Source organism: Gordonia metallireducens (assembly GCF_021245825.1).
Taxonomy (GTDB): domain Bacteria; phylum Actinomycetota; class Actinomycetes; order Mycobacteriales; family Mycobacteriaceae; genus Gordonia; species Gordonia namibiensis.
Genome location: NZ_JAJQJP010000022.1, coordinates 1 through 19,536, shown reverse-complemented (window position 1 = coordinate 19,536; position 19,536 = coordinate 1). Strand labels below are relative to the sequence as shown.

The following is a 19,536-nucleotide window of genomic DNA, read 5'->3' as shown; positions in this document are numbered from 1 at the left end:
GCTACTAGCCGGTAAGGCCGAACCGTACAGGCGTCCTGTTTAGGCGTGGCGGGCGATCTCGGCCAGGTGCGTACACCGCCCCAACACCTCCGCGCGGAGTCGTGTTCCCGTGTCGGCGATCGCCGATTGTTCGCGGACGTACTCGGCTCGTCCGGCGGGGGTCTCGATCGGGACCGGCTCGTATCCCAGGTGGCGTAGGTCGTACGGACTCGCCCGCATGTCGAGGTCACGGGCGCGCAGGGCCAGCTCGAAGCAGTCGACGGTGAGGTCGGCGGGCAGCAGCGGCGCCAGGGTGAAGCAGTGCCGGTAGAGGTCCATGGTGGCGTGCAGGCAGCCCGGTTGTTCGTGGTCGATCTGCGACGCGCGGCTCAATTCGTGCTCGTTGCGCGGCCGGGCCGGCTCGGTGAAGAAGCGGTACGCGTCGAAGTGGGTACAGCGCAACGGCATCTGTTCGACGACCCGGTCGGTACCGGCAGCACCCAGACGCAGGGGGATGTCGTGCCGGGTCTCGTCGGTGCGGTAGACCATGGCCCACTCGTGGAGTCCGAAGCAGCCCAGCCGGGCCGGTCGCGCGGCGGTCGCTCCCAAGAGATCCACGGTTGCCTGCAAGGCGTCGCGTCGTCGCAGGACGTAGTCGAGGCCCACGTGGACGCCGGAGTCGGCTCGTTCGTAACCGCGCAGGGGCAGGAATTCGTCGGCGTCCTCGAGTTGCACGCCGAAACCCGGATGCCAGCGCAGCACGTGGGACGGCCGCGACGAGTAGTAGGTGAACAGGAAGTCGATGACGGGGTGCTTGCCGCCGTTGCGGCGCGCCTCGAGGTACGGGCCGATGAGCGCGTCGACGCGACGCTGATGGGCGTCACGGCTGGCGCGCCACTCCTGGCCCGTCAACACCGTCTGTTCTTCCACGTGCACGGACATGGTGCTCACACCCGGTGGGTCTCGTCCCGGACGTTGCCGACGAACTCCTCGACGAGGTCGGCGAGCGGGACGATGCCGATCGTGCGGCCGTTGTCGTCCACGACGGCGCCCAGGTGCGAGCTGGTGCGGCGCAGCACGGTGGTCGCCTCGTCGAGGGGCGTGGTGGACGCGATGACCGGCAGCGGACGGATCTTGTCGACACCGATGATGGTGTCCGGGCCGATGTGCTCGTCGAGGATCTCGTCCAGCACGTCCTTCAGATGCAGGTAGCCGGTGAAGGTGCCGTCGGATCCGCGGACCGGGAAGCGGGAGAACCCGGTCTCGCTGACGGCCTTCTCGACGGCGCCGAGCGTCGGGCCGATCCCGCCGGTCGCCGACACCTGAACCTTGACGCTGCGCATCTTCTCGAGGGGGATCATCACCTCGGCGACGGTACGGCCGATGGACTGCAGAGCACGGGTGAGGCGCTCGTGCTCCTCGGCGTCGATGAGGCCTTCCTGCTTGGACTCGCCGAGCATCTGCGCCAGCTCACCCAGCGACACGGTGGACTCGAGTTCGTCCTTCGGTTCGACACGCATCAGGCGCAGCGAGATGTTGGCGAGCCAGTTGTAGAAGGAGATCAGCGGACGCACCAGGCGGATGAACATCAGGTGCATCGGGACCAGCAGCATGGCCGCCGACTCGGGTCCGGCGAGTGCGATGTTCTTCGGCACCATCTCACCGAGCAGGATGTGCAGCACCACCACCAGCGACAATGCGATGGCGAACGAGATCGGGTGCAGCAGTGCGTGCGGCACGTGCGCGAGTTCGAGCGGTTTCTCGATGAGGTGTGCGACCGCCGGTTCGCCGACGCGACCGAGCAGGATCGAACAGATCGTGATGCCCAACTGGGCGCCGGCCAACATCAGCGACAGGTGTTCGCCGGCCTTGATGACGGTCCGTGCGCGAGTCTTGCCGCTCTCGGCCAACGCCTCGAGCCGGTCGCGGCGGGCCGAGATCAGCGAGAACTCGGCGCCGACGAAGAAGGCGTTGCCGGCCAGCAGTGCGAAGGCCAGCACGACAGCCCAGAGGTCACCCATTTCCGGCCTCCGTGTCTCGTGGCTCGTCGTCTCGTGACTCGCCGTCTCGGGGCTTGTCGCCGAGGAACTCGCCGGCCGGGGCCGGTCGAAGTGCGACGACGTCGACGCGTCGGCCGTCCATCTGGGCGACCGTGGCCCGCCAGGTGATGTCGTCACGGGTCTCGGGCATCTCGGGTGAGTCGTCGTCGCCGTCGCCGACCGGGGAGCGGCGGGGAAGGTCGACGACGTCGTCGACCGTGGGGATGCGTCCGAGGCAGTACATGATCAGGCCACCGAGGGTGTCGTAGGGGCCGTCGGGTGCGTGATAGCCGGTCGCGTCGTAGAGCTCGTCGATGCGTAGCAGGCCCGCGCAGAGGTATCCGTTGCCGTCGATGGCGACGTCGGCGCGTTCGTCGTCGTGCTCGTCGGTGACGTCGCCGAGGATCTCCTCGATGAGGTCCTCGGTGGTGACGATGCCCGCGGTGCCGCCGTACTCGTCGATGACGACGCACAGTTCCATGCCGTCGGCCCGGATGCGCTGCATCAGCGCGTCTCCGTCGAGGCTGGCCGGGACGCGCGGCACGCTGCGCGCGATCGAGGTGACCCGCGTGGTGGCCTGACGCTCGGGCGGGATGGTGAAGGCCTGTTTGATGTGGACCACGCCGACGAGGTCGTCGAGGTCGCCGTCGACGACGACGGGGAAGCGCGAGTGCCCGGTGCGAGACGACGCGATCACGAGGTCGCGGACGGTGTCCTCGCGGTCGAGGGTGTCGATGGTGACCCGCGGGGTCATCAGATCCTCGGCGGTGAGCTCACCGAACCGCAGGGAACGGTCCACCAGCGTCGCGGTCTGCTCGTCCAGCGCCCCGCGTCGGGCCGAGTTACGGACCAGCGACACGAGTTCCTGCGGTGATCGGGCGGAGGCGAGCTCGTCGGTCGGTTCGATGCCGAGCCGGCGGACGATCCAGTTCGCGGTGCCGTTGAGTCCCCGGATCGCCCAGCGGAACACCGCCGAGAACGCCGTCATGGGGCCCGATGTGGCCCGGGCGACGGCCAGCGACTTGGCGATCGCGAGGTTCTTCGGGATCAGCTCGCCCAGGACCATCGACAGCGAGGTGGCTATCACCAGCGCGAGGATCAGTGAGGTCGCCGAGGCGACCGACGGGCTCACGCCGGCCGCCTCCAGTGGCGGCTTGATGATGCGGGCGAGAACGGGTTCGGCGATGTAGCCGGTGATCAGGGTGGTGATCGTGATGCCGAGCTGGGCGCCGGACAGCTGGAACGACAGCGTCGAATGCGCGCGCTGCACCAGCCGGGCACGCCGGTCTCCGCGTTTGGCGACATCCGCCGAGATCGTCGACCGCTCCAGAGCGGTCAGTGAGAACTCGGCCGCGACGAACAACGCGGTGCCCAGCGTGAGGGCGATGAAGCCGATCAGACTCGCGACGAGTATGAGGATCTCCACGTCACCACCCGCCCGGCAGGGGACGCCCTTCGGCGAAACCGGCGGGCGACTGGACTCCCAGGACGACCTTGTCGTGCAGCTCCCGCAGGTTCCTGGCCCCGGTATAGGTTGCGGTGCTGCGAATCCCGGCACAGATGTGGTCGATGAGGTCCTCGACGCCGGGACGCTCGGGGTCGAGCCGGATCCGGGACGTCGAGATGCCTTCTTCGAAGAGGCTCTTGCGGGCGCGGTCGTACGGGCTGTCGCCGGTCGAACGGGCCGCCACCGCCCGCTTCGACGCCATGCCGAAACTCACCTTGTACGGGCCCTGTTCGTCCTCGAGGAGATCGCCGGGTGACTCATGGGTGCCGGCGAACCAGGATCCGACCATCACGTTCGACGCGCCGGCGGCGAGGGCCAGGGCGACGTCGCGCGGGTGACGGACACCGCCGTCGGCCCACACCGACGCACCGTGACTTGCTGCCACCCCGGCACATTCGGCCACCGCGGAGAACTGGGGCCGACCGACGCCGGTCATCATGCGGGTGGTGCACATCGCGCCCGGACCGACACCGACCTTGATGATCGATGCGCCGGCGGCGATGAGGTCGAGGGTGCCCTCCGCGGAGACCACGTTGCCCGCCGCGATCGGGACACCGAGGTCCGCGTCGGCGACCGATCTCAGCGCGGTGAGCATTTTCTCCTGGTGGCCGTGCGCGGTGTCCATGACGAGCACATCGGCGCCTGCGGCGACGAGGGCTCGGGCCTTGCCGACCACGTCACCGTTGATCCCGACGGCGGCGGCGATCCGCAACTTGCCCGACGCGTCGACGTTCGGCTCGTAGATCGCGTGGCGCAGCGCACCCACGCGGTTCAGGACACCCGCCAGCCTGCCGTCGGCGTCGACGAGAACTGCGACTCCGAGGTGGAGATCGCCGAGCTCGTCGAACACCTCGCGCGGCGGGGTATCTACGGGCAGCGTGACGATGTCGGGATCGAGTACGTCACGGACCCGGGCGAAACGGTCGACGTCGCGGCAGCGCTTCTCGGTGACGACACCGACCGGGCGTCCGTCCTCGACGACGACCGCGACGCCGTGGGATCGCTTGGGGATCAACGCGACCGCGTCGGTCACCGAATCCGACGGGGTGAGCGTGACCGGGGTGTCGGCCACGAGGTGGCGCGACTTCACGAACGCGATCGACGACGCGGCGGCCTCGATGGGGAGGTCCTGCGGGAGGACCACGAGTCCGCCGCGGCGCGCGACCGTCTCCGCCATGCGCTTGCCCGCGACGGCGGTCATGTTCGCCACGACGATCGGGATGGTGGTCCCGCTGCCGTCCGACGTCGACAGGTCGACATCGAATCGCGAACTGACATCAGACCTGTTGGGGACGATGAAGACATCGTCGTAGGTCAGGTCGTGGGTCGGCCGATGGCCTTCGATGAATCGCACCGGTTCTCGCAGGCTCCTATTCGGTCACTTCCGAGCGGTCGCCGCTCCACAGGGTGTGGAAGGTGCCTTCCTTGTCGACGCGCTGGTAGGTGTGGGCGCCGAAGAAGTCGCGCAGACCCTGGGTGAGGGCGGCGGGCAGGCGCTCGGCGCGCAGGGCGTCGTAGTAGGACAGCGACGAGGCGAAGGCCGGCACCGGGATGCCCAGCAGGGTGGCGGTGGACACCACGCGGCGCCAGCTGTCGATGCCGACCTCGACCGCTTCGCGGAAGTAGGGGGCGAGCAGCAGGCTGGGCAGCTCGGGATCGTCGGCGTAGGCCTCGCGGATGCGGTTGAGGAACTGCGCGCGGATGATGCAGCCGCCGCGCCAGATGGTGGCCAGCGATCCGCGGTCGACGTTCCAGCCGTATTCGGCGCTGCCGGCGGCGATCTGGTCGAAGCCCTGGGCGTAGGCGACGACCTTGGAGGCGTAGAGCGCGGTCTTGATGTCGGCGATGAACTGCGCCTTGTCGGTGGGCGCGTCACCGAGGTTGCCCGAGGACAGGCCGCGGGCCGCGACGCGCTGGTCGGTGGCGCTGGACAGGGCGCGGGCGAAGACGGCCTCGGCGATGCCGGTGGTCGGGATGCCCAGGTCGAGTGCGGACTTCACGGTCCAGCGGCCGGTGCCCTTCTGGCCGGCGGCGTCGACGATGACATCGACGAGGGGCTTGCCGGTCTCGGCGTCGACCTGGCTGAGCACGTCTGCGGTGATCTCGATGAGGTAGCTCTCGAGCTCGGTGCCGTTCCACTCGCGGAAGACGTCGGCGATCTCGGCGACGGGCATGTCGAGGGCCTTGCGCATCAGGTCGTAGGCCTCGCCGATGAGCTGCATGTCGGCGTATTCGATGCCGTTGTGGACCATCTTGACGAAGTGGCCGCTGCCGTCGGGGCCGATGTGGGTGCAGCAGGGTTCGCCGTCGACCTGGGCCGCGATCGACTCGAGCAGCGGGCCGAGCGACTCGTAGGACTCGGCGGGTCCGCCGGGCATGATCGACGGGCCGTTGAGGGCGCCTTCCTCGCCGCCGGAGATGCCGGCGCCGACGAAGTTCAGTCCACGTGCCGACATCGCGGCCTCGCGCCGGATGGTGTCGGTGTAGAGGGCGTTGCCGCCGTCGATGATGATGTCGCCGGGCTCCATCGCGTCGGCGAGCTCGTTGATCACCGCGTCGGTGGCGTCGCCTGCCTTGACCATGATCAGCACGCGGCGCGGGCGTTCGAGGGCGGCGACGAACTCGGCGACCGTCTCGGTGCGGATGAAGTTGCCGTCGCTGCCGTGGTTGGCGAGCAGTGCGTCGGTCTTGGCGACGCTGCGGTTGTGCAGCGCGACCGTGTACCCGTTGCGGGCGAAGTTACGCGCGATGTTCGAACCCATGACGGCCAGACCGGTGACGCCGATCTGAGCTTTCCCGGAAGGTGACGATGCCTCGACGTTGTTCATGCCCGACAGCCTATTGCCTCACGATCCGATAGGGCGATCTGCCTCACCGTTCGGGCCACGCGCGAAAAGTGTTCACCCGGCCGGTTCGGACGACTCAGAACGCCGACATCAGGCGGTTGAGCTCGGTGAGCCAGGGGATCGCGACCGCGAGGGTCGGCAGCACCAGGATGGCGGCGGCGGTCGCGTAGGCGCTGACCGCGATCCAGCGGGCGGGACGGTCGTCGCGCAGACGGTGGACGCGGGTGAGGGTGGTCGGCCCGCCGACGGCCATCGCGCCGCGGGGAGCGACCGCGTCGGCGCAGGCGACGAGCGCACGGCCGAGGGTGGTGGGAGCGGTGGCTCGGACGGCCTGGTCGTCGGCGAGGGCTTCGACGAGCAGTTCGGCGGCGCCGAGAGCGGAACTCGAGCGGACGAACCGCGGGAATGCCTCGTGCAGGGCGATGAACGCCTCGAGGACGAGGTCGTGCCGGGCCCGCAGGTGCGCGCGTTCGTGGGCGATGACGGCGATGAGCTCGTCGCGGGTGAGCCGGTGGACGACGCCCTCGCTGACGACGACGCGCTGGCGCAGGCCGGGGAGGCAGTAGGCGAGCGGTTGTTCGACGTCGATCATCCGGACGTCGCGGGCATAGAGCGGGTCGTCGGCGTCGGTCCGGTCGCAGCGATCGAGGATGTCGATCAGCTGGCGGTGGGCCTTGCGGCGGGCGCGGGTGCGCAGTCCGACGCGGATCGTCGTGTAGAAGAGGCGGGCGCCGACCAGCAGGGTGAGGATGAAGACGCCCACGCAGGCCAGCCAGAGGGGGAGACCCAGGCGGTCGATCTCGTGCAGCGGATGCGTCGTCGGCGTGCCGTCGGCCCCGATCACCAGCAGGTTGGCGGCGATCGCCAGGCCACAGCTGAACGCCGACAGCACGGCGGCGAGTGCGATGGCCTGCCACAGCGTCATCGCCGCGCGTGGCGCTCGGATCGGCCATCTGGCCCGGGACAGTGCCTCGGGTACGGGTCCGGCGAGCACCAGGCTGACGATGCCGAAGAGCAGGGCGGTCATCCGGTGGGCTTCCTCAGGGGTGGGCTGTTGGGGGTTGTGCCGCGAATCTAACCGGTGTCGCGGGTTCCTCGTGCGGCTTCGAGTTCATCGAGAGCATGACGTAGGGCCGCGGCCTCGTCGGCACCGACCCGTCCGACGAACGAGACGAGGGCCGCGTGCCGCGAGCCGGGGGCGTCGGCCTCGCTGAGGGCGTCGACCATCAGACTCGCGACGAGGTCCTCGCGGGGGTGGGTGGGGACGTACTTGTGGGCGCGGTCGTCGCGGATCTGGGTCACGAGGTTCTTCTTCGCGAGACGCTGCAGGACGGTCATGACCGTCGTGTAGGCGAGGGAGCGATCCTGGGAGAGCTCGGCGTGTACCTGCCGGACGGTCTTCGGTTCGGAGCCCGCCCACAACGTGTCCATCACCGCGCGCTCGAGGTCGCCAAGCCCATTCATCTTTCGCATTTTACTGCTGTGCCTCCCGTTGTGCGCCCCTCGGCTCACGTATTGCTTCGATTATCGCGTCCGCGCCGGCGACCTCGCCTCTCACGTGGCCTTTCACCCGAGCCCTTGACACGTTGGTAAGGCTAGCCTACATTAAGTGTCACGTCGGACCGCGCGAGAGTCCTGAGGGCTGCAGAGACCCCCGGTCCACGCCACGGAAGGTCCCGCATCTCATCGAGGTGCGGGGCCTTTCGGTTTGTCTGGACTGACAACGTCGGGGGCGGCATCGGTGTTCCCGGGTCGGTATCGCCAAGGCCGGACGGGCGTGCCAATCTTGACGCCATGACTGCGAACAGTGCGGACGAGATCCTCCAGAACTCCTTCGGCAAGGGACTCGACGGCGTGCTCGGACTCGAGGTCGTCGAGGCGGGTCCGGATCGGATCGTCGCCACCATGGAGATCACCGAGAGCCACCACCAGCCGTTCGGGATCGTCCACGGCGGTGTCTACTGCGCGGTCGGCGAGAGCGTGGCGAGCATGAGCGGATTTCTCTGGCTCCAGGACACGGGTATCGGAGGGACCGCGGTCGGCGTCAACAACAACACCGACTTCCTCAAGTCGGTCAGCGCCGGCACGGTCACCGCGACGTCGACGCCGATCCACCGCGGTCGGCGTCAGCAGCTGTGGGCCGTCGACATGGTGGACCAGAACGGCACGCTGCTGGCCAAGACGCAGGTGCGTCTCCAGAACATCGAAGCCCGGTAAACGGTCGGTCTCCGGCTCCCGGGCCCCGGCTCCCGTGCGCCGTTCGAGTGGGCACGGTCTGACCCCCGACGACTGAGCCACACGGTCACCGGTCCACCGTCATCCGTCGGCGAGCCGAGGTCCGCTCGGCGTGGCAGGATGACTCCACCAACAACCACGACCACCCGTCGGCCATCTGCGAGGAGCGAACCCGGTGCGACTGTCGCCGCATGAACAAGAACGGCTGTTGATCTCTTACGCGGCCGAACTCGCGCGACGGCGGCAGGCCCGCGGCCTCAAACTCAACCATCCCGAGGCGGTCGCGCTCATCACCGACCACGTCCTCGAGGGTGCCCGCGACGGTAGGTCGGTGGCCGAGCTCATGACCTCCGGCCGTGAAGTGCTCGGACGCGACGACGTGATGGACGGCGTGCCCGAGATGCTGCACGACGTCCAGGTCGAGGCGACGTTCCCGGACGGCACCAAACTGGTGACCGTCCACGACCCGATCGCCTGAACACCGCTCCGCCAACCGATCTCCAGCTGCCGAAGAGAGGCCGAGATGTCGGGTACGCCACCCACCGCCACACGCTCCTCGCTCGTCCCGGGCGAGGTGATCCCCGCCGAGGGCACCATCGAGCTCAACGCCGGCGCCGACGTCGTCGAGCTGACCGTCGTCAACTCGGGTGATCGCCCGGTGCAGGTCGGCAGCCACGTCCACTTCCCGCAGTCCAACCCCGCGCTCGACTTCGACCGCGCGCTCGCACACGGACGACGCCTCGACATCCCGGCCGGCACCGCGGTGCGGTTCGAGCCGGGCATCGAGATGACCGTCGGTCTGGTGCCGCTCGGGGGAACACGTGAGGTGTACGGGATCTCGATGGATCCGCCGGGTGCATGCGGGCCGGTGGGCTCGTCGGCACCCGGAACCGACGCCGACGGGAGCAAGTGAGATGGCCATACTCGGACGCGACCGTTACGCGCAGCTCTTCGGTCCCACGACCGGCGACCGGATCCGGCTCGCCGACACCGATCTGCTCATCGAGGTCACCGACGACCTCTCGGGCGGCCCCGGCCGTGCGGGCGAGGAGGCGGTCTTCGGCGGCGGCAAGGTGATCCGCGAGTCGATGGGCCAGAGCCGGGCGACCCGCGCCGACGGGGCGCCCGACACGATAATCACCGGCGTCGTGATCCTCGACCACTGGGGAATCATCAAGGCGGACCTGGGAATCCGGGACGGACGCATCGTCGCGATGGGCAAGGCCGGCAACCCCGACACGATGGACGGCATCCACCCCGACCTCGTCATCGGGCCGTCGACCGAGATCATCGCCGGCAACGGCAAGATCGTCACCGCCGGTGCCATCGACTGCCATGTGCATTTCATCTGCCCGCAGATCATGGACGAGGCGCTCGGCAACGGCATCACGACGCTGATCGGCGGCGGTACCGGTCCGGCCGAGGGCAGCAAGGCCACCACCGTCACACCGGGCGCCTGGCATCTCGCATCGATCCTCGCCGCGACCGACCACTGGCCGATGAACATCGCTCTGCTGGGCAAGGGCAACACGGTCAGCCCGGCCGCGATGCACGAGCAGATCCGCGCGGGCGCCTCGGGTTTCAAGTTGCACGAGGACTGGGGGAGCACCCCCGCCGCGATCGACGCCTGCCTGAGGGTCGCCGACGAGACCGGGGTGCAGGTCGCCCTCCACTCCGACACCCTGAACGAGGCGGGCTTCGTGGAGAGCACGCTCGGCGCGATCGCCGGACGCAGCATCCACGCGTACCACACCGAAGGTGCCGGCGGCGGCCACGCGCCCGACATCATCACGGTCGCGGCGTACCCGAATGTGCTTCCGTCGTCGACGAATCCGACCCGGCCCCACACCGTGAACACTCTCGACGAACACCTCGACATGTTGATGGTGTGCCATCACCTCAACCCGACGGTGCCGGAGGATCTGGCCTTCGCGGAGAGTCGGATCCGTCCGTCGACGATCGCTGCCGAGGACCTGCTCCACGATCTCGGTGCGATCTCGATGATCGGCTCGGACTCGCAGGCGATGGGGCGGATCGGCGAGGTGGTCCTGCGGACCTGGCAGACCGCACACGTCATGAAGCGCAAGCGCGGTGCACTTCCCGGTGACGGACGCGCCGACAACAATCGTGCCCAGCGGTACATCGCCAAGTACACGATCTGTCCGGCTGTCGCGCACGGCTTCGACGACGAGATCGGCTCGGTGGAGGTCGGCAAACTGGCCGACCTGGTCCTCTGGGACCCGGCATTCTTCGGCGTCCGGCCCGATCTGGTGATCAAGGGCGGCGCGATCGCGTGGGCGGCGATGGGCGACGCGAACGCGTCGATCCCCACCCCGCAGCCGGTCCTGCCGCGCCCGATGTTCGGCGCCGCACCGAAACTGGCGGCCGCCACGTCGGTGAGTTTCGTCGCTCCCGGCGCAGACCCCGACCTCGCCGAGCGGATCGGCGTCGACCGTCGTCTGGTCCCGGTCAAGAACACCCGCGGCGTCGGCAAGGCCGACATGGTGAACAACGACGCGTGCCCGACGATCGAGGTGGACCCCGACACGTTCACGGTGAAGGTCGACGGCGAGGTGTGGGATGCCGAGCCTGTGTCCGAACTGCCGATGGCGCAGCGATACTTCCTGTTCTGATGTCCGACCGTCCTCCGATGCAGTCCTCGCCCGCGCACGCTCCACTGGCGATGATGTTGTCGCTGGCCGACTCCCGGCTGCCTGTCGGCGGGCACGTGCACTCCGGCGGTGTGGAGCAGGCGATCGCCGACGGATTCATCCGTACGGCAGCCGATCTCGCGGATTTTCTGTACCGCCGTGTGACGACGAGTGGTCTCGTCGCGGCCTCGATTGCCGCCGCGGTGACCGACGGGGTACTCGAAGTCGCTGCGGCACAACGTGAGATGGATGCCCGCACACCGTCGGCCGCAGCCCGGAAGGCGTCGCTCGCGCAGGGTCGCGGAATGGTCCGGCTCGCCCGCCGGATGTTCCCCGACCATGACTGGTCGGCACACAAGCCGACGACGCATCTTCCGGTGATCAGCGGATCGATCGGTGCGGCGTCGTCGCTGTCGGGATTCCACACCGCACTGGTCCTCGTGTACACGACGATGAGCGGGTCGGCGACCGCCGGCCAACGCCTGCTCGCGCTCGACCCGGCGGATGTCTCGATCATGATCGCCGAACTCGGCGCCGAGTGTGAACGCGTTGCGGCGGAGGCGGCGGTGGGCCTCGCCGACCTGTCGGACCCGATCCTCGACATCTTCGCCGAACGCCATGAGCGGCAACCGATGCCGCTCTTCATGTCCTGACCAACCCAGTTCTGCAGGTACCTGCCTGCACGTCCCGATCAAGAGGAGTCAACGATGCCCCCGCATCTCATCGACGGGCAGCCCCACAGCCACGACCACGACCGGCCCCGGCGTAAACGCGAACCCGGTGAGGCGCTGCGCATCGGCGTCGGCGGTCCCGTCGGGTCCGGCAAGACCGCGTTGGTCGCCGCGCTCTGCCGCCAGCTGCGCGACGAACTGTCGGTGGCCGTGCTGACCAACGACATCTACACCACCGAAGACGCGGACTTCCTGCGCCGCAACGCGGTTCTGCCCGACGAGCGGATCACCGCCGTGCAGACCGGCGGATGCCCGCACACCGCGATCCGCGACGACATCACCGCCAACCTCGACGCCATCGACGACCTCGTCGAGGCCAACCCGCCGCTCGACCTCATCCTCGTCGAATCCGGTGGTGACAACCTCACCGCGACCTTCTCGACGGGCCTGATCGACGTCCAGATCTTCGTGATCGACGTGGCCGGCGGCGACAAGGTCCCCCGCAAGGGCGGTCCGGGCGTCACCTTCTCGGATCTGCTGGTGATCAACAAGACCGACCTGGCCGAGCGCGTCAACGCCGACCTCGGGGTCATGCGGCGCGATGCCGACAAGGTTCGCGAGGGGCGGCCGACGGCGATGATCTCGCTGACCGAGGACCCGGCGGCGACCGACGTGCTCGCCTGGGTTCGCGAGCAACTCGCCGCACCCGTGACGACCGGGTAGCGATGCGCACCGACGTCGAGATCATCGCGACCGCCGACCGCGGTGTGCGGCACAGCGCGACCGGTGGTCTCGCCGTCCGGGTGACCTCGCCCGGCCACGCCCAGCTGATCGGCACCGCGGCCACACCGCTGGGCGGCGACGAGATCACGGTCCGCATCCGGGTGGAGCCCGGTGCGCACCTGAGCGTGGGTAGCGTCGCCGCGACCATCGCGTTGCCCGCACGCGACCGGCCGGACTCCCGCGCGCGTTGGGAGATCGAGGTGGGTGCGGGTGGCCGCCTGCGCCTCGATCCGCAGCCGACCGTGGTCGCCGGCGGCGCGATCCACACCTCGGACATCGTCGCCGACGTCGACCCGAGCGCGGTTCTCGATCTGTACGAACATGTGCAGATCGGCCGGTCAAACCAGATCGACGGGGCCACCACCACGGATCTCGACCGGATCGAGCGTGACCGCACCGGCGGCTGGACCGGCGGTCTGCGGGTCTCGGTCGGCGGTGAGGTGTGGCTGGCCCATCGCGTCGCCTTGGGTGCGTCGACCCCGGCCGCCGCGATCGGTCATCGTGCCATGAGCAGCGTCTTCCGCTACCCGGACGATCGCGCCGAGGAAGTACTCCCGAGCGAGTTCGCGGCCCGCCTGCGGTTGACGGGCGAAGCGACCCTCACCAGTGCGCTCGGTGCGTCGGTGACGGCCACGCGCCGCCTCACCGACGCGCTGGACGCAACAGCGCTGGTCCCCAACGGATAGGGGACCAGCGCTGTTGTAGGTCTGTCGGTGTCGGCGTCAGCTGGCCGCTTCGGACTCCTTGCCGACGGCGTCCTTGCCTTCGGTGGGTACCGATCCCGACGCGTCGGTGGCCTTCGAGTCGACCGTTCCGGTGTCGGTCTTGGCGGCCTCGGCGTCGGGCTCGCTGCCGTTGCCCTCCGCGGCCTGCTTCTCCAGCGCCGACAACTGTCCGATCGCCGTGCGCGCGTACACCTGCTGTTCGGTGACGGCGAGCTGCGAGCGGCCTCGGGTGGTGAAGGCGAAGAACCAGTTGATCAGCGTGTTCAGGCGGTTGCGGAACCCGACGAGGTACACGAGGTGCAGCGCGAGCCAGCCGAGCCACGCGAAGTAGCCCTCGGTCTCGAACGGCTTCTTGAAGCCCGGGACCGGAACCTGCATCACCGCGGAGTACCGCGAGATGGTGGCCATCGACCCCTTGTCCCAGTAGCTGAACGGCTTGCGCTGGTCCGGCGTCTGACCCTTGAGTTCGGCCTTGATCGCGTCCGCGGCGTACCGACCGCCCTGGATGGCGCCCTGGGCGACACCGGGCACGCCGTCGACGGCCATCATGTCGCCGACGACGAAGACCTCGGGGTGACCCGGGATCGTCAGGTCCGGTCCGACCTTGACGCGGCCGGCGCGGTCGAGTTCGACGCCGGACTGTTCGGCGAGCTGCTGGCCGAGCGGGCTGGCCTGGACACCGGCCGACCACACCTTGCACTGCGACTCGATACGGCGGGTGGTGCCGTCCTTCTCCTTGACGACCAGGCCGTCGTAGTCGACGTCGACGACCATCGCGTTGAGCTGGATCTCCACGCCCATCTTCTCCAGACGGGCTGCGGCCTTGCCGCCGAGCTTGGGGCCGAACGGGGGAAGCACTGCCGGCGCGGCGTCGAGGAGGATCACCCGCGCCTCGGTCGGATCGATGTTGCGGAACGCGCCCTTGAGGGTCTTGTCGCTCATCTCGGCGATCTGGCCGGCGAGCTCGACACCGGTCGGGCCCGCACCGACGACCACGAAGGTGAGAAGTTTGGCGCGCTCGGCGGGGTCGTGGGACAGCTCGGCCTGCTCAAAGGCACCGAGGATGCGGCCGCGCAGTTCGAGGGCGTGGTCGATCGTCTTCATACCCGGCGCGTACTCGGCGAAGTGGTCGTTGCCGAAATACGACTGGTCGGCACCGGCCGCGACGATCAGGTCGTCGTACGGGGTGACCGTGATGCGCTCGAGGAGTCGCGAGGAGACGGTCTTGGCCTCGAGGTCGATGTCGAAGACGTCGCCCATGAGAACCGAGGTGTTCTTCTGCTTGCGCAGGACGACGCGAGTCGCCGGGGCGATCTCGCCCTCGGCGACGATGCCCGTCGCGACCTGATAGAGCATCGGCTGGAAGAGATGGTGGGTGGTCTTGGCGATCAGCGTCACGTCGACGTCGGCCTTCGCCAGACGCTGGGCGGCGAACAATCCGCCGAAGCCGGAGCCGATGATGACCACTTTCCTGCGGTCGGTGGCTGCTACGGCGGGGGCCTGGGCGGCGGGGCTGCTCATCTCCAGACATCTCCTTCTCGCTCGATGGGGGACGGACTGTGCTCCGATACCGTGCGGGTTCGTGTCGTCACGTGGCCGAACCGCGTGCGACGGGGATCGAGGCAAAACCGTACTTGCCCACAACGGTAGTCAATGATGCGCGACCGGGCGCGACCAGGACGGCGTGGCGCGATGCCATGAGCGGGGTCACGGCCGCCCCGATGGTGCCGCCCCACGGTCAGGCGGTCAGGTCGCTCGCCGATGACCAGCGCAGAGATCGTCGCTGCCATTCGGTCTTGAGGATCTGGTACTCCACCTCGTACCGATCGGGACCGAGATGGAGTGGGTGTGTCGGCATGCCTGTTCCAACGGTTTCGTCACCCACATGGATTCCCGACAGCGTCATGCCGAGTTTCTCCATGACCCGCCGCGAGGGCATGTTGCCCGCGACGGTGCTGGCGAAGACGCGTTCGGTGTCGAGATGGTCGAAGGCGAAGGCCATGAGGGCGAAGGCGGCCTCGGTGGCCAGGCCCCGGCCCCATACCGTTCGGCGGAGGCGGTAGCTGAGCTCGAGTTCGGGGCGTCGGCTGTGTCGCGGGGTCCGCAACGACGCCCAGCCGAGGAATGCTTCGGTGGCCGGATCGCACAGCACCCAGGTGCCGGTTCCGTACATCCGACGCTCGGACTCGGCGCGCGGGACCACCCAGTCCTCGATGACGGTCCGTGGGGTCGGGGTGCCACCGCTGACGAAGCGCATGACCTCGGGATCGCTGTCGAGGTGGACGAGGTCGTCGATGTCCATCGCAGACACCGGGCGCAGACGTGCCCGTGCCGTGTCGATGTTCACCCGAGGCCCCTCACTGCCCGACTCGAGCCCGCGAATCGCGCGGGCACACCCTCTGGCGAGACACACCCGCGGCGACTGCCTGCCTGCGCATCTCTGCCGTTCCCCCGGGGGCGAGTCTACGGTCTCGACACGGTCGGTACCGCAGTACGCGGTGGGCGTGTCCCGCCGTTAAGGTTGCTGCCGTGGCTTCTGAACCCTCTGCACCGGATTACGTCCTCGAGATCCCCGTCCATCTCCGATGGGGCGACATGGACATCAACAATCACATCAACAACGTGCAGATCTCGCGCCTCTTCGAAGAGGCGCGCGTCCGTTCCTTCCACGAATGGATCTCCGACGGGCCGCGGAACTTCTCCTTCCTCGTGGCACGCCAGGACATCGAGTTCTCCGCGCCCGTCCACTACTCCACCCACCCGGTGATCATCCGTTCGTGCATCGGGCGGGTCGGTCGTTCGTCGTTCACGATGGCGCTGCGCCTGTTCGACAAGGAGGGTGTCCTCTGCGCGACGGCGGAGACGACGCTGGTGGTCGTCGACCCCGCGGTCGGTCGGCCGACCCCGATCCCGGATCAGCTGCGCGAGGTCCTCCACAACAGCCTGGGCGAACCGGTGAAGTTCCATTCGGCACGCGCCGACACCGCGGGCTGACCGCGTCTGGTGCTCATCCTTCATCGCGCCGAGCGCACCGACACCCTCGCCGATGCGTTGGCCGGGGTGTTGGCCACGCCGCTCGACGATCCGATGCGTACCGAGATCATCTCGGTGCCGGCAGCCGGCGTCGAACGCTGGCTCGCCCAGCACCTCGCCCGCCGGCTCGGTTCCGGCCCCGCGCTGTCCGACGGCATCGCGGCCAACATCGACTTCACCGGTCCGGGACGGCTGGCGGACGCGATCTCGGCGGCGGTCCTCGCCGGGGAACGCTTCACCGGCGACACCCCGTTGTCGACCGGAAATCCATGGCGCGCTGCGGAATTGACCTGGCCGGTCCTCCGGGTCCTCGATGAACGGATCGACGACCCGGAACTGACGGTCATCGCGCGGCACATCGGTGCGGGCGACGACGCGTCACCCCGGATCGGCCGCCGCTATGCCACCGCGCGACACCTGGCCGAACTCTTCGAGCGATACGGGCGGTCCCGTCCCTCGATGATCGCCGGTTGGGCGGCGGGCGACGATCTCGACGGCGCGGGTGGACCGCTGCGGGACGACCTGGCCTGGCAGGCCGGGTTCTGGCGTGCCGTCCGAGCGGAGATCGGGCAGCCCCATCCGGCGGAGGTCCTGGGCGAAGTGTGCGACCGGCTGCGGTCCGACCCCGGGGTCGCCGACCTTCCCGGCCGCCTGTCGGTGTTCGGCCCGACCCGGATCACCGAGTCGTTCCGCAACATCGTCTCCGCGGTGAGCGTGCATCACGACGTCCATCTGTTCGTCCCGCACGCGAGTCCCCATCTCTGGGACGAACTCCGAGCCGCCTCCGGGGGCGAGTCCGCCGGGGCAACGCCCGGCGTGAGCGTACCGCCGCGTCGACGCGAACGCCCGGTCCCCGAACTCCGGAACCCGTTGCTGGCCGGGCTGTCCCGCGACCTGCAGGAACTGCAGCTGCGGCTGGACGACATCGTCGACCGTGACGTCCACCATCCACCCGACACACCGCTGCCCGACACGCTGCTGGGTGCCCTGCAGGCGGGTATCCGCGACGACGCGGGGACCGTCGACGACTCGGGTGCGGCACCGTCGGCCGAGTTCGCCGACGACGGGTCCGTCGAGGTGCACGCATGCCACGGTCCCGAGCGCCAGATCGAGGTGCTCCGCGACCGGTTGCTGCACCTCTTCGCCGACGACCCGACCCTCGAACCCCGCGAGGTCCTGATCATGTGCCCCGACGTCGAGACCTTCGCCCCGCTCATCCGGGGTGCCTTCGGTCAGGCCGGATTGCCGCACCCGGCCTTCGACCTGCGTGTGCGCCTCGCCGACCGCGGGGTTCGTCACGTCAACCCGGTCATCGACACCGTCGTCGGCGTGGTCGAACTCGCGGCCGGCCGGGTGACCGCGGGCGACGTCCTCGATCTCCTCGACACCGAACCCGTCCGGACCCGATTCGCGATGACCGACGACGACCTGGATCTGGTCCGGGAATGGCTGGGCCACAGCAATGTCCGCTGGGGACTCGGCACGGCCGAACGCGCCCGGTTCGGTCTCGAGCGTTTCCGTCAGGGGACCTTCGACGCCGGTCTGGACCGCATCGCGCTCGGCGTGGTCGCCGAGGAGACCGACGACGAATGGCTCGGCACCGCACTGCCTCTCGCAGGTGTGGAGAGCACCGGTATCGACCTGGTCGGCCGACTCGACGAGTTCCTCGACCGCCTCGGACGCGTACTCGCCGAGCTGACCACCACCGCACCCGCTCATCGGTGGGCGCAGACCCTCGTCGAGGCGGTCGGCTCGCTTACCGCGACCGCACCCGCCGACGACTGGCAACGCGCACAGGCCATCCGGATGCTCGAGGACGCCTTCGGCGACACCGAGGAGGTGTTGCGTCTCGCCGACGTCCGCGACCTGCTGTCCGCCCTGATCGCGGGACGTCCCACCCGGTCGAACTTCCGGACCGGCGAGCTCACCGTGTGCACGATGGTCCCGATGCGTTCGGTGCCCCACCGCGTCATCGTGTTGCTCGGCATCGACGCCGAGGTCTTCCCGCGTGTCCAGCGCATCGACGGGGACGACGTACTCGGTGTCGATCCGCTGGTGGGCGAACGCAACCCGCGGGACGAGGACCGGCAGTGCTTCCTCGACGCGATCGGTGCGGCGCAGGACAACCTGCTCGTGTTCTACAGCGGCGCCGACCCGGTGTCGGGGCGGCACATCCCGCCCGCCGTGGTGGTCAGCGAACTGATCGACACCCTCGACGGGCTCACCGGGCCGGACCGGCCGACGATCGTGCGTCGACATTCCCTGCACGGCTTCGATGCCCGCAACTTCGTCGACGGCGGTGTCCCCGGCATCACCGGACCGTTCAGCCACGACGCATCGCTGCTCGCCGGTGCCGAGGCACTGCGCCGTCCGGCCGATCCGGTCGTCCCCGCGGCCCGGGAGACCCTCCCCGCACCCGAGCCGAGCCCCGAGCTCGCCGACATCGACCTCGCGTCACTCATCGACTTCCACGTCGACCCGATCACCGCCTTCGTCCGCCAACGGCTCGGCGCCCGGATCCCCGACGACGAGACGCCGCACGACGACCAGCTCGACGTCGAGCTCGACCCGCTCGACAAGTGGGGGATCGGCGACCGTTTCCTCACCCGGATGCTCTCGGGTGTTCCGATCGGCGACTGTGAGGCCGCCGAACTCCGTCGAGGTACCTTGCCGCCCTTCACCTTCGGCACCCGGGAGCTGCAGGCCATCTCGCGCGCGGTCACCCGACTGCACGGCGTCCTCGCGCCACTGCGTCCGGGAACGCCGGAGACCCTCGACATCCTCGTCACGCTGCCCGACGGTCGACGCGTGCACGGCACCGTCGGCGACGTCTTCACCGCCGACGACGGACAGGCCCGCCTCGTCCGCGCCACGTATTCGCGACTCAAGGCCAAACAGCAACTGAGCGCCTGGATCACGCTCCTCGCCGTCGCGGCGGCCGCGACCCAGGGCAATGCCGGCGCGGCCCGGGTCGGCTCCGCGGTGTCGGTGGGTCGCGCCGCCCGCGGGGGCGGCACCACCACGCTCACGCTCCGACGCCCGGAGGACCCGGTGCCGCTGCTCKWTC

The 19,536-nt window shown here is 69.1% G+C and carries 18 protein-coding genes; 9 read left to right on the top strand and 9 right to left on the bottom strand.

Annotated elements, in window-relative coordinates:
• Nucleotides 1-39: 39 nt before the first annotated feature.
• The 7 genes from LQD00_RS07015 to LQD00_RS06985 form a co-directional block, all read right to left on the bottom strand.
• A complete protein-coding gene (locus LQD00_RS07015; RefSeq protein WP_269784758.1) occupies nt 40-921 on the bottom strand; it encodes a 3-methyladenine DNA glycosylase in 882 nt (293 codons plus the stop codon).
• Nucleotides 922-926: 5 nt separating this feature from the next.
• Nucleotides 927-2,000, bottom strand: a complete 1,074-nt coding sequence (locus LQD00_RS07010; protein WP_232716360.1) for a hemolysin family protein — start codon at nt 1,998-2,000, stop codon at nt 927-929.
• On the bottom strand, nt 1,993-3,444 hold the full coding sequence (locus tag LQD00_RS07005; RefSeq protein ID WP_232716358.1) for a hemolysin family protein: 1,452 nt from the start codon (nt 3,442-3,444) through the stop codon (nt 1,993-1,995). Before LQD00_RS07005 ends, LQD00_RS07010 begins: the two co-directional genes overlap by 8 nt.
• Nucleotide 3,445: 1 nt before the next feature.
• Entirely contained in the window at nt 3,446-4,879 is a 1,434-nt protein-coding gene (gene guaB1, locus LQD00_RS07000) for a GMP reductase (protein WP_232716356.1), read from the bottom strand.
• Nucleotides 4,880-4,895: 16 nt separating this feature from the next.
• The gene (gene gndA, locus LQD00_RS06995) at nt 4,896-6,353 is read right to left on the bottom strand and encodes an NADP-dependent phosphogluconate dehydrogenase (RefSeq protein WP_006865019.1); all 1,458 of its coding nucleotides are present in this window, start codon (nt 6,351-6,353) and stop codon (nt 4,896-4,898) included.
• Between the two features lie 94 nt (nt 6,354-6,447).
• Nucleotides 6,448-7,398 (bottom strand): M56 family metallopeptidase, encoded by a 951-nt coding sequence (locus LQD00_RS06990; RefSeq protein ID WP_232716354.1) that lies wholly within the window; start codon nt 7,396-7,398, stop codon nt 6,448-6,450.
• A gap of 47 nt (nt 7,399-7,445) precedes the next feature.
• Complete coding sequence (locus LQD00_RS06985) at nt 7,446-7,844, bottom strand: BlaI/MecI/CopY family transcriptional regulator (protein WP_006360917.1); 399 nt, start codon at nt 7,842-7,844, stop codon at nt 7,446-7,448.
• A gap of 321 nt (nt 7,845-8,165) precedes the next feature.
• On the opposite strand from LQD00_RS06985, the gene LQD00_RS06980 reads away from it, so the two are divergent.
• The 7 genes from LQD00_RS06980 (at nt 8,166) to LQD00_RS06950 (ending at nt 13,397) form a co-directional block, all read left to right on the top strand.
• On the top strand, nt 8,166-8,588 hold the full coding sequence (locus LQD00_RS06980; protein WP_232716352.1) for a PaaI family thioesterase: 423 nt from the start codon (nt 8,166-8,168) through the stop codon (nt 8,586-8,588).
• 193 nt (nt 8,589-8,781) lie between these two features.
• Nucleotides 8,782-9,084, top strand: a complete 303-nt coding sequence (locus LQD00_RS06975; protein WP_006360919.1) for an urease subunit gamma — start codon at nt 8,782-8,784, stop codon at nt 9,082-9,084.
• 45 nt (nt 9,085-9,129) lie between these two features.
• Complete coding sequence (locus LQD00_RS06970; protein ID WP_232716350.1) at nt 9,130-9,519, top strand: urease subunit beta; 390 nt, start codon at nt 9,130-9,132, stop codon at nt 9,517-9,519.
• Nucleotide 9,520: 1 nt separating this feature from the next.
• On the top strand, nt 9,521-11,239 hold the full coding sequence (locus LQD00_RS06965) for an urease subunit alpha (RefSeq protein WP_232716348.1): 1,719 nt from the start codon (nt 9,521-9,523) through the stop codon (nt 11,237-11,239).
• Entirely contained in the window at nt 11,239-11,910 is a 672-nt protein-coding gene (locus tag LQD00_RS06960; RefSeq protein WP_232716346.1) for an urease accessory protein UreF, read from the top strand. Before LQD00_RS06965 ends, LQD00_RS06960 begins: the two co-directional genes overlap by 1 nt.
• 54 nt (nt 11,911-11,964) lie before the next feature.
• Nucleotides 11,965-12,651 carry an urease accessory protein UreG gene (gene ureG / locus LQD00_RS06955; protein WP_232716344.1) on the top strand — a complete coding sequence of 229 codons (687 nt, stop codon included), beginning with the start codon at nt 11,965-11,967 and terminating at the stop codon, nt 12,649-12,651.
• Nucleotides 12,652-12,653: 2 nt separating this feature from the next.
• Nucleotides 12,654-13,397 carry an urease accessory protein UreD gene (locus LQD00_RS06950; protein ID WP_232716342.1) on the top strand — a complete coding sequence of 248 codons (744 nt, stop codon included), beginning with the start codon at nt 12,654-12,656 and terminating at the stop codon, nt 13,395-13,397.
• Between the two features lie 36 nt (nt 13,398-13,433).
• Here LQD00_RS06950 and LQD00_RS06945 read toward each other — a convergent pair whose 3' ends face one another.
• On the bottom strand, nt 13,434-14,957 hold the full coding sequence (locus LQD00_RS06945) for an NAD(P)/FAD-dependent oxidoreductase (RefSeq protein ID WP_232716340.1): 1,524 nt from the start codon (nt 14,955-14,957) through the stop codon (nt 13,434-13,436).
• Between the two features lie 217 nt (nt 14,958-15,174).
• Nucleotides 15,175-15,783, bottom strand: coding sequence for a GNAT family N-acetyltransferase (locus LQD00_RS06940; protein ID WP_232716338.1), 609 nt, complete (start codon nt 15,781-15,783; stop codon nt 15,175-15,177).
• Between the two features lie 182 nt (nt 15,784-15,965).
• Here LQD00_RS06940 and LQD00_RS06935 point away from each other — a divergent pair, with 182 nt between their 5' ends.
• Together LQD00_RS06935 and recC are read left to right on the top strand one after the other, a co-directional pair.
• Complete coding sequence (locus LQD00_RS06935; protein ID WP_232716336.1) at nt 15,966-16,430, top strand: acyl-CoA thioesterase; 465 nt, start codon at nt 15,966-15,968, stop codon at nt 16,428-16,430.
• A 9-nt stretch (nt 16,431-16,439) separates the two neighbouring features.
• Nucleotides 16,440-19,536 (top strand): exodeoxyribonuclease V subunit gamma (gene recC, locus LQD00_RS06930; protein ID WP_232716334.1); only part of this gene is annotated, 3,097 nt, incomplete at its 3' end.